Source organism: Streptomyces sp. NPDC051963 (genome assembly GCF_044593495.1).
In the GTDB taxonomy this organism is placed as follows: Bacteria; Actinomycetota; Actinomycetes; order Streptomycetales; family Streptomycetaceae; genus Streptomyces.
In genome coordinates this window covers 1-14,319 of sequence record NZ_JBIUCC010000004.1, presented here as the reverse complement: position 1 = coordinate 14,319, position 14,319 = coordinate 1, and the positions used below count along the sequence as shown (strand labels likewise).

Genomic DNA, 14,319 nt, shown 5'->3' with positions numbered 1-14,319 from the left:
GGGGCAGGTCGTGCGCTTGGTCGGTGACCGTACCGATCTGACCCCGCGTCAAGTCCACGCACGCGCCGACACCCCGGGCCGTGCCCGCGCCTGGGCCGAACTGCTGCGTCTCCCGGCCCTGTTCACGGTGCCCGGCGACGCCCTGGCCGGCGCGGCCGCGACCGGGGTGCGCCCCAACCACCGGACCCTGCTCGCCATCGGCTCCTCCCTCTGTCTCTACGAGGCCGGTATGGCCCTCAACGACTGGGCGGACCGGGACGAGGACGCCGTCGAACGCCCGCACCGCCCCCTCCCGTCCGGCCGCATCCACCCCGCCGCGGCCTTCACGGCAGCCTGCGCCTTCACCGCGGGAGGCCTCGCCCTGGCCGCACGTGCCGGACGCCCCGCCCTCGCGGTCGCGGCACCTCTCGCTGCCACCGTCTGGGCCTACGACCTCGCCCTGAAGCACACCCCCGCAGGCCCACTTGCCATGGGACTGGCCCGCGGCCTGGATGTCCTCCTCGGCGCCGCGGCCACCGCCGGCCGCACCCGCGATGCCCTTCCGTCCGCCGCGATCCTCGGGAGCCACACCCTCGCGGTCACCACCGTGTCCCGCCAGGAGACCCAGGGCGGCTCACCGCTGGCACCCCTGGCGGCGCTGGTCACGACCGCCTGCCTGTCCGGGCTGCTGACTCGCGCACACCCCGCGCGCGAATCCGCCGAAACCTCCCCGGATTCCCCCGCCCGCACCAGCCGTCCGTCCCTCCGACTCCCGGCAGGCCGAGTGACCGCAGCAGTCCTCGGCCTGCCGGGCGCCACAACCCCGACGACCCCCGCCACCCCGAGCCCCCTTCCCACCATCCTCGCCACGGCCTACGCCGCGACCACCGCACGCCCCTACTTCCACGCCACGCTCAACCCCTCACCCCCACTCACCCAACGAGCCGTCTCCGGCGGCATCCGCGCGATGATCCCCCTCCAGGCCACCCTCGCCGCCCGCTCCGGCGCCCCCGTCACCGCCTTGCTGACGGCCGCTCTGGCTCCGCTGGCTCGCAGGTTCGCGAGGAAGGTGACGATCACATGACCGCGGTACCGCACGTCCCTGGAGACATCGGGGTCCCCGGCGCCAGTGCCTTCCGCGCCGCCCTGGCCGCCCGCTCCGGCGCCCCCGTCACCGCCTTGCTGACGGCCGCTCTGGCTCCGCTGGCTCGCAGGTTCGCGAGGAAGGTGACGATCACATGACCGCGGTACCTCACGTCCCCGAAGGCACCGGGGCCCCCGGCGCCAACCCCCTCCGTTTCGGCTACGGCACCAACGGGCTCGCCGATCTCCGTCTCGACGATGCCCTCGCCCTGCTGGCCGACCTCGGCTACGACGGGGTCGGGCTGACTCTCGATCACATGCATCTCGACCCGATGGCGTCCGACCTCGCCGCCCGCACCGGCCGGGTCGCGCGGCGGCTGGAGGCGCTCGGTCTGGACGTCACCGTGGAGACCGGCGCCCGCTATGTGCTCGACCCGCGTCGCAAGCACGGGCCCTCGCTGCTGGACGCCGATCCGGCGGACCGGGCGCGCCGCGTCGACCTGTTGATCAGGGCGGTCCGGGTCGCCGCCGACCTGGGGGCGAACGCGGTCCACTGCTTCAGCGGGATCACCCCGGCCGGAACGGACCCGGACACGGCATGGAAGCGGCTGGCCGAGTCGCTCGAACCGGTGCTGGAGGCCGCCACCGCCGCCGGAGTCCCCCTCGCCGTCGAACCCGAACCCGGTCATCTCCTCGCCACCCTCGCCGACTTCCACCGCCTCCGGCAGACCCTCGGTGACGCCGAGCACCTCGGCCTGACCCTCGACATCGGCCACTGCCAGTGCCTGGAACCCCTGTCGCCCTCCGACTGCGTACGCGCCGCCGCCCCCTGGCTCCGGCACGTCCAGATCGAGGACATGCGCCGCTCCATCCATGAACACCTCCCTTTCGGTGACGGGGACATCGACTTCCCGCCCGTACTCGCCGCCCTCGCCGCCACCGGCTACCAGGGCCTGACCGTCGTCGAACTGCCCCGCCACTCCCACGCCGGCCCGCACCAGGCCGAACTCTCCCTCCCCTTCCTCCGCACCGCCGCCCGACAGCCCACCCCGCCCGTCGCACCACCCCCCGGCGAGCCCTCCGCCACCCCCGCAGGGAGCACCCCATGACGCAACCGCACGCCGCCCCGGACACCCCGGCGGCCGGCACCCCAGGCGGCACCACACTCGCCCGCACCCCCCTGGACGAGCTGCACCGCCACCTCACGACCCGCCTCACCGGCACCGCCCGCACCTGGCTCGACCGGGCTCTCGACGAGGCCACCGCACACCCCGGCACGCACGGCCCCATCTCCGTGTGGGAGCTGCGCCTCGCCGAGGCCGGACGCCGCTGCGGCACCGAGCACGCCGACGCCGCCCGCGTCCTGATCCTGCACGCCGCCCGCGCCGACACCGCCGCCCTGACCCGGGTCTACTCCCAGGGCACCGCCGCCGAACGCCGGGCCGTCCTGCACGCCCTGCCGCACCTCGTGCCGGGCCCGGACGCCCTGCCGCTCATCGAGGACGCCCTGCGCACCAACGACACCCGGCTCCTCGCCGCGGCCGTCGGCCCCTACGCCGCCCGGCATCTCACCCCCCACCACTGGCGGCACGCCGTCCTGAAGTGCCTCTTCACCGGCGTGCCCGTCGACGAGGTCGCCGACCTCAAACGCCGCGCGTACGCCGACGCCGAACTCGCCCGCATGCTCGGCGACTACGCGGCCGAACGCACCGCGGCGGGCCGTCCCGTACCGGAGGACCTGCACCGCGTCCTGGCCCTCAGCGAGCCCGCAGCCCCACGGCAACCAGCGGCCGACCCCCACGGCAAGGAGTCCTGATGCGCCTCTTCGACCCCCACATCCACATGACGTCACGGACCACCGACGACTACCAGGCCATGCACGCGGCCGGAGTCCGCGCAGTCGTCGAACCCTCCTTCTGGCTCGGCCAGCCCCGCACCTCACCCGCCACCTTCCTCGACTACTTCGACTCCCTCCTCGGCTGGGAACCCTTCCGCGCGGCCCAGTACGGCATCGCCCACCACTGCACACTCGCCCTCAACCCCAAGGAGGCGAACGACCCGCGCTGCCTCCCCGTCCTCGACGAACTGCCCCGGTATCTCGTCAAGGACCAGGTCGTGGCCGTCGGCGAGATCGGCTACGACTCCATGACGCCCGCCGAGGACACCGCTCTCGCCGCTCAGCTCCAACTCGCCGCCGACCACGAACTGCCCGCGCTGGTGCACACCCCGCACCGCGACAAGCTGGCGGGCCTGCGCCGCACCCTCGACCTCGTCCGGGAGTCCGCACTGCCCCCGGACCGCGTCCTCGTCGACCACCTCAACGAGACCACCGTCAAGGAGGCCAAGGACAGCGGCTGCTGGCTGGGCTTCTCCGTCTATCCCGAGACCAAGATGGACGAGCAGCGGATGGTCGCGATCCTCCAGCAGTACGGGCCCGAGCAGGTGCTGGTGAACTCCGCCGCCGACTGGGGCCGCAGCGACCCCCTGAAGACCCGCAAGGTCGCCGACCTGATGCTGACCGAGGGCTTCACCGAGGACGACGTCGACCGGGTGCTGTGGCGCAACCCCGTCGCCTTCTACAACCTCAGCGGCCGGCTCAACCTCGATGTCGCGGCCACCGACGCCACCCACGAGGGCAACTCCATCCTGCGCGGCGGGGAGTGAGCGATGCGTTTCCGCCACCCCGACGGCTCCATCGTCCACCTCGCCTACTGCACCAACGTCCACCCCGCCGAAACCCTCGACGGCGTCCTCGCACAACTCCGCGACCACTGCGAACCCGTGCGCCGCCGCCTCGGCCGCGACCGCCTCGGCATCGGCCTCTGGCTCGCCAAGGACGCGGCGCACGCCCTCGTCACCGACCCGTCCGCGCTGCGCGGCCTGCGCACCGAACTCGACCGCCGCGGCCTCGAAGTCGTCACCCTCAACGGCTTCCCCTATGAAGGATTCGGCGCCGAAGAGGTCAAGTACCGCGTCTACAAACCGGACTGGACCGACCCCGAACGCCTCGAACACACCACAGCCCTGGCCCGCGTCCTCGCCGCGCTTCTCCCCGACGACGTCACCGAGGGCACCATCTCCACCCTCCCGCTCGCCTGGCGCACGGACCTGCACCCGACCGGGAACGACACATCCCTCGAGCAGCGCACCGCGACGTCCCGCACCGCTCTGCTCACGCTCGCCGAACGGCTCGACGCACTCGACGAACTGACCGGCCGCTCCATCCGCATCGGCCTGGAGCCGGAACCCGGCTGCATCGTCGAGACCACCGCCGACGCCCTCGCCCCGCTGACCGCGATCGCCCACGAACGCATCGGCATCTGCGTCGACACCTGCCATCTCGCCACCTCCTTCGAAGACCCGCACACCGCCCTGGACGCGCTCACCGCGGCCGGCGTCCCCGTCGTCAAGTCCCAGCTCTCCGCCGCCCTGCACGCCGAACACCCCCACCTCCCCGAAGTCCGCGAGGCGCTCGCCGCCTTCGACGAACCCCGCTTCCTGCACCAGACCCGCACCGCCATCGCCGCCGGCCTGCGCGGCACCGACGACCTCGGCGAGGCACTCAAGGGCGACACCCTCCCCGACGCCGCCCCCTGGCGAGCCCACTTCCACGTCCCCCTGCACGCAGCCCCCGCCGCGCCCCTCACCTCCACGCTCCCCGTGCTCAACTCCGTGCTGACCCGCCTGGTGGGCGGCCCGCATCCGCTCACCAGCCACCTCGAGGTCGAGACGTACACCTGGCAGGCCCTCCCGCCCGAACTGCGGCCCCGCGGCCGGGGTCAGCTCGCCGACGGAATCGCCGCCGAACTCACCCTCGCCCGCGATCTGTTGACGGACCTCGGCCTCAAGGAACTGCCATGACCCGATCCGAAGAGCCCACTCCTCTCCTCGTCCTCGACGTCGTCGGTCTCACCCCCCGCCTCCTCGACCACATGCCCCACCTCAAGACGCTCGCCCAGTCCGGCTCCCGCGCCTCGCTCGGCACCGTCCTGCCCGCCGTCACCTGCGCCGCACAGTCCACCTTCCTCACCGGCACCCACCCGTCGGAGCACGGCATCGTCGGCAACGGCTGGTACTTCCGCGAACTCGGCGACGTCCTCCTCTGGCGGCAGCACAACGGCCTGGTCGCCGGGGACAAACTCTGGGACGCCGCCCGCCGCGCGCACCCCGGCTACACGGTCGCCAACATCTGCTGGTGGTACGCCATGGGCGCCGACACCGACATCACCGTCACCCCCCGTCCGATCTACTACGCCGACGGCCGCAAGGAACCCGACTGCTACACCCGCCCCGTCGCCCTGCACGACGAACTCACCGCCGAACTCGGCACCTTCCCCCTCTTCCACTTCTGGGGCCCCGGCGCGGACCTGGTCTCCAGCCGCTGGATCATCGACGCCACCCGCCACATCATGCGCACCCGGCACCCCGACCTGACGCTCTGCTACCTCCCTCACCTCGACTACGACCTGCAACGCTTCGGCCCCGACGACCCGCGCTCACTCAAGGCGGCCGCCGAACTGGACGCGGCCCTGGCCCCACTCCTGGACGACGCCCGCGCGGAGGGCCGTACCGTCGTCGCGCTCTCCGAATACGGCATCACCCGCGTGGATCGCCCCGTCGACATCAACCGCGCCCTGCGCCGCGCCGGCCTGCTGGAAGTGCACACGCAGGACGGCATGGAGTACCTCGACCCGATGGCATCCCGCGCCTTCGCCGTGGCCGACCACCAGATCGCCCACATCTATGTGCGCCGCCCCGAGGACCTCGACGCGACCCGGGCCGCGCTCGACGGACTGCCCGGCATCGAGCAACTCCTCGACGACGAGGGCAAGAAGACCCATCACCTCGACCATCCGCGCTCCGGCGAGCTGGTCGCCGTAGCGGAACCGGACGCCTGGTTCACGTACTACTACTGGCTCGACGACGCCCGCGCACCCGACTTCGCGCAGCTCGTCGAGATCCATCGCAAACCCGGATACGACCCGGTCGAACTCTTCATGGATCCCCTCGACCCCTACGTGAAGGTCAAGGCGGCCACGGCACTGGCGCGCAAGAAACTCGGCATGCGCTACCGGATGGCGGTCGTGCCCCTCGACCCGTCACCTATTCGCGGCAGCCACGGCCGCCTCCCCATGAGCGACGACGACGGTCCGCTCATCATCTGCTCCACCCCCCGCGCTGTCGGCGACCGCCTCGCGGCCACCGATGTGAAGTCACTGCTGCTCCAACTTGCCGGTCTTTCCTGACTGGTCACCAGTGAAGCACCCACCACTGACAACGCCCTCCGACACCGAGGAGTCCAAGGAATGAGCCGCACCCCCGGGACCGATCCCGAACTCACCCACCGCCTCAGCAGACGGGGCATGCTCGGCGTGGCCGCCGGCGCCACCGCCGCCGCCCTGCTCGCCACCGCCTCCACCCCCGCGCTGGCCGCCACCGACGCGGAAGCCGCCGCCAAGGGCCGTGGCCGTCCCGTTCTGCCCCCCGGCCGCCTGGGCATCCAGCTCTACAGCCTGCGCGACAAGGTCTCCACCCTCGGCTTCGCCGCCGTCTTCGCCGAACTGGAGAAATACGGCTACGACGAGGTCGAGTTCGCCGGATACACCCAGGGCTCGGCGGGCCCGATCACCCTCGCCCAGCTCAAGCGGCTGGCGAGGAACCACGGTCTGAACCCGATCGGCAGCCACGTCGGCTACTACTCCGACGACCCGAACGCCTACACCTTCGCGCAGAACCTCACCAAGGTCCTCGACGACGCCCAGGCCCTCGGCCTCAAGCACATCGGCACCGCATCCGGCCCGTTCCGCTACGGCTCGACCGTCGACGCCTGGAAGCGGGCCGCGGAGGAGTTCAACACCTACGGCGCCGCGGCGAGGAAGCGCGGCATGAAGTTCTACCAGCACAACCACTCCGAGGAGTTCTCCTTCGCCAGCGACAACCCCAAGGTCCGCCTCTACGACGTGCTGCTCGCCGAGACCGACCCGGATCTCGTCTTCCTGGAGATGGACATCTTCTGGGCCTACTCGGGCCAGTTCCGCTTCTCCAAGCGCCCCGACGGCACGCCCGCCCCGTTCGAGCCCCTCGACTACGTACTCAAGCAGCCCGACCGCTACCCGCTGTTCCATGTGAAGGACGGCGAGAGCGACCCGGCGAACGAGTACGGCTACCGCATGACCGACGTCGGCGACGGCGACATCGACTACCAGCGGTTCATCTCCGCCGTGACCCGTCTGCGCGGCCACCGCCTGGCGCACCACTGGCAGGCCGAACACGACAACCCGACCGAGTCCTTGACCTTCGCCCGCCGGTCCAGCGAGTACCTCCACTCGCTGCGGGAGAAGTGCTGACGAATACGACTTGGACGAGGCCCACCGGCGCAGGGGGCGCTCCCCGCCGGTGGGCCCCGCCGTCGTGTCGCGGGGGGCCGGTCAGCCCTGGGTGGCCGCGGCCCGTAGGGCGATGCGGTCCTGTCCCGCGTACACGTTCATGGAGGTGCCCCGTAGGAACCCGATCAGGGTGAGGCCGGTTTCGGTGGCCAGGTCCACGGCCAGGGAGGAGGGGGCTGAGACGGCGGCCAGGACGGGGATTGCGGCCATGACGGCCTTCTGGGCGAGTTCGAAGGACGCCCGGCCGGAGACCAGGAGGATGGTCCGGGAGAGTGGCAGGTTGCCGTGTTGGAGGGCGCGGCCGATCAGTTTGTCGACGGCGTTGTGGCGTCCTACGTCTTCGCGTATGTCGAGTAGTTCGCCGTCTTCGGTGAAGAGGGCGGCGGCGTGCAGGCCTCCGGTCCGGTCGAACACCTGTTGTGCCGCGCGCAGCCGGTCGGGGAGGCGTGCGAGCAGTTCGGGGTCGAGTCGGACCGGGGGAGTGTCGTTGATGGGCCAGCGGGTGGTCGTGCGGACTGCGTCGAGGCTTGCTTTGCCGCACAGGCCGCAGGAGGAGGTGGTGTATACGTTCCGTTCGAGTGTGATGTCGGGGATGACGACCTCTGGGGCTGTTCTCACGTCTACGACGTTGTAGGTGTTGGAGCCGTCGGTGGTGGCGCCGGCGCAGTAGACGATGTTCTGGAGGTCGTTCTGTTTGGCGAGTACGCCTTCGCTGACGAGGAATCCGGCGGCGAGGGCGAAGTCGTCGCCGGGTGTGCGCATGGTGATGGCGAGGGGTTTGCCGTTGAGTCTGATTTCCAGGGGTTCCTCGGCGACGAGGGTGTCCGGGCGGGTGGAGACCGCCCCGTCCCGGATCCGGATCACCTTGCGTCGTTCCGTGACTCGTCCCATGACCGGCCTCAGCTCCGTGCCGCCGCGACCGGCAGCTTCTCGATGCGGATCGCCGACGCCGTGAACTCCGCCGCCCCCGGAATCGGACAACTGCCCCTGACCGTCTGCCGGTCGACGTCCCCGTCGTCCTGCGGAAGGCGCAGCGCCGTGAACGCCAGACCCGGCCGCAGTGCCGGGTCCACCCATACCGGTGCGACCAGCGAGTCGCGCCGGGTGGAGACCCGTACCGTCTCACCGACCACCACGCTGTAGTGCTCGGCGTCCTCCGGGCTCAGCTCGATGCACTCGCCCCGCCGCAGCGGCGAAGCGGAACCGCCCTTGTGGACACTGCTGTTGTACGAGTCGAGGCGGCGTCCCGTGGTGAGGCGGACCGGATACCGCTCGTCCGTCAGGTCGACGGGCGGGGACTGCTGGACGAGCCGGAAGGGCGCCCGCCGAAGCCCCGAGCCCTGCTGACCGGTGTGGCCGGTCAGCAGGGACAGGTTGATCAGGGCCTGGACGTCGTCGGCGCCGTCGACGTGCTCCGTGACGCCCGGCAGCCGAATCAGCCGGCTGTGCTCACCGAGGGCCACGACATGCGCCGACTCCCATATCGCGGCAGCCGGAATGCCCGTCACCTTCTCCGTGAGCGACAGGGTCCAGGGTTCGACAAGGATCCGGTACTCCTCGAAGCCGCTCGTCGCTCGTCGGATGAAGGCCTGGTCCGCGAGCCCGGCGCGGATGATCTCCCGGCCGATCGCGTGGGCCAGCGGGACGTCGGTACCGGGGTTCGGCCGGAGCTCGCCCTCCGTCCCTTGCGTGCGGGCCCGCGGGACAGGTCCGCTCATGCGGCGGTCCGCAGTGCGAGCAGGTCCGAGATGGCGTGCACGGTGCGCAGGGTGGGCACCTCGACGCCGGTGATCTCCGCCAACTCGACCACGGCGGCCAGAAGGACGTCGAGTTCGAGCGGCTTGCCTCGCTCCAGGTCCTGGAGAGTGGAGGTGCGGTGGTCCCCGACGCGTTCCGCACCCGCGAGCCGGCGTTCTATGGAGATGCCCACCTTGCAGCCCAGCGCCTCGGCGACGGCCAGCGTCTCGGCCATCATGGTCTCGATGACCTTGCGGGTGCCGCCGTGCAGGCACATCTGCCGCATGGTGGCGCGGGACAGGGCGCTGATCGGGTTGAAGGAGATGTTGCCGAGCAGCTTAAGCCAGATGTCGTTGCGCAGGTCGGGTTCGACCGGGCACTTCAGTCCACCGGTCTGCATGGCCTCGCTGAAGGCCTGGCAGCGGGCCGAGGTGCTGCGGTCCGGTTCGCCGATGGAGAATCTGGTGCCTTCCAAGTGGCGGACGACGCCGGGACCTTCCAGTTCGGTGGCCGCGTAGACCACGCAGCCGATGGCCCGTTCGGGCGCGAGCACCGCACTGACCGCGCCGTCCGGGTCCACACTCTCGATGCGGTGGCCGTCGTAGAGGCCACCGTGCGAGTGGAAGTACCACCAGGGGATGCCGTTCTGAGCGGCGATCACCGCTGTGGTGTCGTGCAGCAGAGGCTCGATCAGCGGCCCGCACGCCGCGTACGAGTTTGCCTTGAGGCCGAGGAAGACGTAGTCGACCGGGCCGATGTCGGCCGGGTCGTCGGTGGCGTGGGCGCGGGCGGTGAAGTCGCCGCGCGGGCTGAGAACCCGTACTCCGTGTTGCCTCATGGCCGCGAGATGCGGTCCACGGGCGATGAGGTGCACATCGGCGCCGGCGCGGTGGAGTGCGGCGCCGACGTAGGCGCCGATTGCTCCGGCGCCGAGGACTGCGACTTTCACTGGATGGCGCTCCGTTCGGTCGAGGGTACCGAGGAACTGCCGAACTGTGTCGACGAAATATTGTCTACAGGATGGAGTCGACGACAGCAAGAGTTGCGACGGCACTCGGGCCGCCCGCCCCATGGCTTCCGCTGTCCGTGAGCTGCCGGTACGGCTCCGGTCGGCAAGGTCGACTTCTGCGTCTGCGGGCGTTTGTGCGCCGTAGACTGTAGGCGAAAGCCAATTCATACTTGGCTTTGTGCTGCAGCGCCTTCCGCTGCTCAGGAGGGACCGCGATGTTGTCGACGACAGGACTGCCGCAGGGCGCGGTGCCCAAGCTGGAACGCCCCGGCCCGCTGCGCGACCGTGTCTACGAGGCGCTGCTCGAACTCATCACCACCCGCGCCCTCCAGCCCGGCCAGCATCTGGTCGAGAGTGAACTCGCCGGCCATCTCGGGGTGTCGCGTCAGCCGGTGCGCGAGGCGCTGCAGCGGCTCAGCACCGAGGGCTGGGTCGATCTGCGGCCCGCCCAGGGCGCGTTCGTGCACGAGCCGACCGAGGAGGAGGCGGACCAGCTCCTCACCGTCCGTACGCTCCTGGAGGCCGAGGCGGCCCGGCTCGCCGCCGCCAACGCGGGTACCGAGGCGATCGCCGCGCTGGAGGAGCTGTGCGCGCAGGGCGAGAGCGCGGTCGACGCCGACGACGTGGACGGCGCGGTCGCGTTGAATGCCCGGCTCCACGCGAAGGTCATGGAGCTCGCGGGCAACACGGTCCTCGCCGAGTTGGCCGCGCAGGTCGACCGTCGCGTCCGCTGGTACTACACGCCGATCGCCCGGCAGCGCGGCCGGCAGTCGTGGATCGAGCACCGCGAGCTGATCGCGGCGATCACGGACCGCGACGAGCGACGTGCCACGGAGGTCATGCGCGCTCACACGGAACACACGCGGAAGATGTACCACGAGCGCGAGAGGTGACCGGGCGGCCGTGACCTGCGGATCAGACGGCTCTGCCCAGCGACGGATGTCGCTGGGCAGAGCCGCCTGATGTCCGGACCTCCTTGCTCAGCCCGCTGCCTGCGGCTGAGGCGCCGACGCGCCGGCCCCGGTCCGCCCCGGCTGCCGCAGCAGCAGGGTGATCGCCGCCGCGACCATCGAGGTGGCGCCGGCCAGGGCGTAGGCCCCGTTGTAGCCCCAGGCCGCGACCACCATGGAGCCGAGGCCGCCGCCGAACAGGCCGCTGATCAGCTTGCCGCTGTACACCAGCCCGTAGTTGGAGGCGTTGTAGTTCTCTCCGAAGTAGTCCGGGGTGAGTGCCGCGAACAGCGGGTAGAACGCGCCGCCCCCGAAGCCGGAGAGGAAGGCGAAGAACAGGAACAGTGCTTCGCTCTTGACGTCACCGGCCCAGATCACGCCGAACTGGGCGAGCCCCAGGACGACGATGACGAACACCAGGGTGGACTTGCGGCCCCACTTGTCGGAGAGCCAGCCCACGACCCCGCGGCCGATGCCGTTGATGACCGCCATGACACCCATGGAGGAGGCCGCCACCAGCGGGCCGAAGCCCACTTCCTTGGCGAAGTCGACCTGGAAGGAGATCCCGAAGATCGACACCCCCGCGGTCATGACCAGGGCGATCCACATGAGGGGAAGCATGCCGGTCCTGATGGCCTCCTTGGGTGTGTACTGCTTCACCGCCGGAGGGTTCTTGGCCAGGCTCTCGGCCCCCTTCTTGGTGCCGCCGTACGTCAGCGGGTCGACGTCCGAGGGCCACCAGTTCTTCGGCGGATCCTTGAAGAAGAACGCGCACCCGAAGACCACGATCACGATGTAGCAGCCGATGAGGTCCAGGACGCGGTGGTAGTTTGCCGTGTCGAAGCCGTAATTGAAGATGAAAATGAAGGGCAGTGATCCGTACGCGAAGCCGCCGTTGACGAAGCCGGTCTTGGCCCCCCGGCGTTCGGGAAACCACTTGCCGACCATGTTGATGCAGGTCGCGTAGACGAGGCCGGCGCCGATCCCCCCGATGACGCCGAATCCCAGGATCGCCAGCCAGACGTTGCCCAGGTGCGACAGGGCGAGGAACCCGACCAGGCACATGGCCGAGCCGATGTACATCGCCCTGCGGGCTGTGAGCAGGCCCTTCTCCCGCAGCCAGCCCGCCGGGAAGGCGATGCCGGCCTGGAAGAAGACCCAGACGCTGAGGATCCAGAAGGTGTTGCTCTGCGTCCAGCCGTGGGCGTGGGACAGCGTGTCCTCCGCCGAGCCGTACGCGTACTCGAAGACGCTGATGGCCATCATGGCGATCCACGGCAGATACACCATGATCTTGCGTGAATGGCCGAGGATGTCCCGGTCACTCTCGCCGACGCGATAGACGCGACCGTGGGTATCGGTCACTTCGCGGTAGGGACGGTGTGCGGCATCGCTCTGTTCGGATTTGTCGGTATTGCTGCTTGCTGCGTACGGATCTGCCGTCATGTCAGGCTGTTTCCTCGCCGAGGGGGTGCGGGTTGGGGACGGTGAGACGACCGGTCTTTGGCCTGCCGGGGGCCTTGAGGAAGAGCGCCAGCACAGCGGAGCCCAGGCCGATGCAGCCGGCCAGGACGAACGCGCCCTCGTAGTCCCACACGCCGACCACGATCGAGCCGACTCCTGAGCCCACCAGGCCGGAGATGAGCTTCGAGCTGTAGACCATGCCGTAGTTGGAGGCGTTGTTGTTCTCGCCGAAGTAGTCCGCCGTCATGGCGGCGAACAGGGGGAAGATCGCCCCGCCGCCGAAGCCGGAGACCATGGAGCAGAAGAGGAAGAACGGCATGCTGCCCATCTGGCCGGAGATCAGCACACCGAACTGGGCGGTGCCCAGCACCAGACACACGATGATCAGCGTGTTGCGGCGGCCGAACTTGTCGGAGATCCAGCCGATCACGCCGCGCCCCGTGCCGTTGACAATCGCCTTCAGGGACATGGCCGTGGCCACGATCCCGCCCGCGAAGCCCATGTCCTTCCCGAACGGCACCTGGAAGGCGATGCCGAAGATGTTGATCCCGGCCGTGCACAGCAGGCAGAACCACATCATCCACAGGACGGGCGTGCGTGCGGCCTCCTTCGGCGTGTACTGCTTCACCGCCGGCGGGTTCTTCTCCAGCGCGCGCCGGATCTTCGGGTCGTCGGTCGCCCTCAGCGGGTCGACGTGCGGGGGCCACCAGTTCTTCGGCGGGTCCTTGAAGAACCACCCGGCGAACGCCACGACCGAGCAGCAGATCAGGCCGACCATCACCAGGACGGTCTTGTAGTTGCTCAGGTCCATGTACGAGGTGAAGAGGAACACGAAGGGCACCGAGCCATAGGCGAAACCGCCGTTGACCATGCCGGTCTTGCCGCCCTTGCGCTCCGGATACCACTTGCCGACCATGTTCACGCAGGTCGCGTAGACGAGGCCGGCTCCGATGCCGCTGCACATGCCGAAGCCGAGGTAGGCGACCATCACGTTCGGCGCGAACGCGAGAGACAGATAGCCCAGGACCGTGCCCAGCGCGCCGAGCATCATCGCGTACCGCGCGGGAAGCTTTCCGCTCTCCCGCAGCTGCCCGGCAGGGAAGGCCACGGCCGCCTGGAAGAACACCCAGACGCCCATCAGCCAGAAGATGTGCCCACTGCTCCACAGATGCGCGTCGTGCAGTGTGTCCTCGGCCGACGTGAACGCGTACTCCGAGGAGCTGATGCCCAGCATGCCCATCCAGGGGAAGAGCACCATGGTCCATCGTGGCCGCCCCATGATGTCCCGGTCGGTTTCACCGATCCGGTACATGCGGCCGTTGCGGTCCGTCACCTCCCTGTAGGTGACGGACTTCGAGTATTCGACGGTTGTCATGTTCTCGAGCACTCCTTGCGTCGAAAGATCTGGCCAGCGCCCCCTGTCCAAATGCCTTTCGTGCGCACACGTGTCCCGGGGCCGCCCGACGCGCACCGTCAGTCGACCCGACCACATTCACCTCATGGGCCACCGCCCAACAAGACTCGTGACATGGGTCTGGAGCATCAGTCAGATCACCCCGCTCGACCTGAGCAGGCGCAGCTCCTCGTCGCCGAGGCCGAGCTCGCCGACGTAGATCTCTTCGTTGTGTTGGCCGAGGAGGGGTGGGGTGGTGATGTCGGCGGGGGAGTCGGAGAGTTTGAGGGGGTTGCCGACGGTGGTGAAGGGGCCGCG

13 protein-coding genes and 2 pseudogenes are annotated in these 14,319 nt (G+C 69.9%); 9 read left to right on the top strand and 6 right to left on the bottom strand.

The features are described 5' to 3' along the window. Positions 1-10: 10 nt before the first annotated feature. From ACIHFB_RS16835 to ACIHFB_RS16800, 8 genes are read left to right on the top strand one after another with little or no spacing between them, the layout of a single operon-like run. A complete protein-coding gene (locus ACIHFB_RS16835) occupies positions 11-1,063 on the top strand; it encodes an SCO3242 family prenyltransferase (RefSeq protein WP_400127183.1) in 1,053 nt (350 codons plus the stop codon). Beyond that, entirely contained in the window at positions 1,060-1,221 is a 162-nt protein-coding gene (locus ACIHFB_RS16830) for a hypothetical protein (RefSeq protein WP_400127182.1), read from the top strand. Before ACIHFB_RS16835 ends, ACIHFB_RS16830 begins: the two co-directional genes overlap by 4 nt. Further along, positions 1,218-2,171, top strand: a complete 954-nt coding sequence (locus ACIHFB_RS16825) for a sugar phosphate isomerase/epimerase family protein (protein WP_400127181.1) — start codon at positions 1,218-1,220, stop codon at positions 2,169-2,171. The genes ACIHFB_RS16830 and ACIHFB_RS16825 overlap by 4 nt, the downstream gene beginning before the upstream one ends. Beyond that, the gene (locus tag ACIHFB_RS16820; protein WP_365273515.1) at positions 2,168-2,878 is read left to right on the top strand and encodes an EboA domain-containing protein; all 711 of its coding nucleotides are present in this window, start codon (positions 2,168-2,170) and stop codon (positions 2,876-2,878) included. The genes ACIHFB_RS16825 and ACIHFB_RS16820 overlap by 4 nt, the downstream gene beginning before the upstream one ends. Next, positions 2,878-3,726, top strand: coding sequence for a TatD family hydrolase (locus ACIHFB_RS16815; RefSeq protein WP_400127180.1), 849 nt, complete (start codon positions 2,878-2,880; stop codon positions 3,724-3,726). Before ACIHFB_RS16820 ends, ACIHFB_RS16815 begins: the two co-directional genes overlap by 1 nt. 3 nt (positions 3,727-3,729) lie before the next feature. Continuing rightward, positions 3,730-4,923, top strand: a complete 1,194-nt coding sequence (gene eboE, locus ACIHFB_RS16810; RefSeq protein ID WP_365273509.1) for a metabolite traffic protein EboE — start codon at positions 3,730-3,732, stop codon at positions 4,921-4,923. Beyond that, a complete protein-coding gene (locus ACIHFB_RS16805; RefSeq protein ID WP_365273506.1) occupies positions 4,920-6,308 on the top strand; it encodes a nucleotide pyrophosphatase/phosphodiesterase family protein in 1,389 nt (462 codons plus the stop codon). The genes eboE and ACIHFB_RS16805 overlap by 4 nt, the downstream gene beginning before the upstream one ends. 60 nt (positions 6,309-6,368) lie before the next feature. Beyond that, positions 6,369-7,409: a sugar phosphate isomerase/epimerase gene (locus tag ACIHFB_RS16800; protein WP_365273503.1), complete on the top strand. Its 1,041-nt coding sequence runs from the start codon at positions 6,369-6,371 to the stop codon at positions 7,407-7,409. 81 nt (positions 7,410-7,490) lie between these two features. On the opposite strand, the gene fdhD is transcribed toward ACIHFB_RS16800, so the two are convergent. The 3 genes and pseudogenes from fdhD to ACIHFB_RS16785 form a co-directional block, all read right to left on the bottom strand. Beyond that, complete coding sequence (gene fdhD, locus ACIHFB_RS16795) at positions 7,491-8,339, bottom strand: formate dehydrogenase accessory sulfurtransferase FdhD (protein WP_365273499.1); 849 nt, start codon at positions 8,337-8,339, stop codon at positions 7,491-7,493. 8 nt (positions 8,340-8,347) lie between these two features. Further along, positions 8,348-9,229, bottom strand: a pseudogene (locus tag ACIHFB_RS16790) (molybdopterin dinucleotide binding domain-containing protein); the annotation flags it as partial. Then, positions 9,163-10,134, bottom strand: coding sequence for a 2-dehydropantoate 2-reductase (locus tag ACIHFB_RS16785; RefSeq protein WP_400127179.1), 972 nt, complete (start codon positions 10,132-10,134; stop codon positions 9,163-9,165). The pseudogene ACIHFB_RS16790 and the gene ACIHFB_RS16785, both read right to left, overlap by 67 nt. A gap of 278 nt (positions 10,135-10,412) precedes the next feature. Here ACIHFB_RS16785 and ACIHFB_RS16780 point away from each other — a divergent pair, with 278 nt between their 5' ends. Beyond that, the gene (locus tag ACIHFB_RS16780) at positions 10,413-11,087 is read left to right on the top strand and encodes a GntR family transcriptional regulator (protein WP_400127550.1); all 675 of its coding nucleotides are present in this window, start codon (positions 10,413-10,415) and stop codon (positions 11,085-11,087) included. Between the two features lie 87 nt (positions 11,088-11,174). On the opposite strand, the gene ACIHFB_RS16775 is transcribed toward ACIHFB_RS16780, so the two are convergent. From ACIHFB_RS16775 to ACIHFB_RS16765, 3 genes and pseudogenes are all read right to left on the bottom strand, one after another. Further along, positions 11,175-12,590 (bottom strand): OFA family MFS transporter, encoded by a 1,416-nt coding sequence (locus ACIHFB_RS16775; RefSeq protein ID WP_365273490.1) that lies wholly within the window; start codon positions 12,588-12,590, stop codon positions 11,175-11,177. A gap of 1 nt (position 12,591) precedes the next feature. Continuing rightward, positions 12,592-13,983 (bottom strand): OFA family MFS transporter, encoded by a 1,392-nt coding sequence (locus ACIHFB_RS16770; RefSeq protein WP_365273488.1) that lies wholly within the window; start codon positions 13,981-13,983, stop codon positions 12,592-12,594. Between the two features lie 171 nt (positions 13,984-14,154). Further along, positions 14,155-14,319: pseudogene (locus tag ACIHFB_RS16765) on the bottom strand (formyl-CoA transferase); the annotation flags it as partial.

Coding starts and splice junctions, on each gene's coding strand:
- ACIHFB_RS16830 (WP_400127182.1), top strand. CDS start 1,060: ATGACCGCGGTACCGCACGTCCCTGGAGACATCGGGGTCCCCGGCGCC.
- ACIHFB_RS16825 (WP_400127181.1), top strand. CDS start 1,218: ATGACCGCGGTACCTCACGTCCCCGAAGGCACCGGGGCCCCCGGCGCC.
- ACIHFB_RS16820 (WP_365273515.1), top strand. CDS start 2,168: ATGACGCAACCGCACGCCGCCCCGGACACCCCGGCGGCCGGCACCCCA.
- ACIHFB_RS16815 (WP_400127180.1), top strand. CDS start 2,878: ATGCGCCTCTTCGACCCCCACATCCACATGACGTCACGGACCACCGAC.
- eboE (WP_365273509.1), top strand. CDS start 3,730: ATGCGTTTCCGCCACCCCGACGGCTCCATCGTCCACCTCGCCTACTGC.
- ACIHFB_RS16805 (WP_365273506.1), top strand. CDS start 4,920: ATGACCCGATCCGAAGAGCCCACTCCTCTCCTCGTCCTCGACGTCGTC.
- ACIHFB_RS16800 (WP_365273503.1), top strand. CDS start 6,369: ATGAGCCGCACCCCCGGGACCGATCCCGAACTCACCCACCGCCTCAGC.
- fdhD (WP_365273499.1), bottom strand. CDS start 8,339: ATGGGACGAGTCACGGAACGACGCAAGGTGATCCGGATCCGGGACGGG.
- ACIHFB_RS16775 (WP_365273490.1), bottom strand. CDS start 12,590: ATGACGGCAGATCCGTACGCAGCAAGCAGCAATACCGACAAATCCGAA.
- ACIHFB_RS16770 (WP_365273488.1), bottom strand. CDS start 13,983: ATGACAACCGTCGAATACTCGAAGTCCGTCACCTACAGGGAGGTGACG.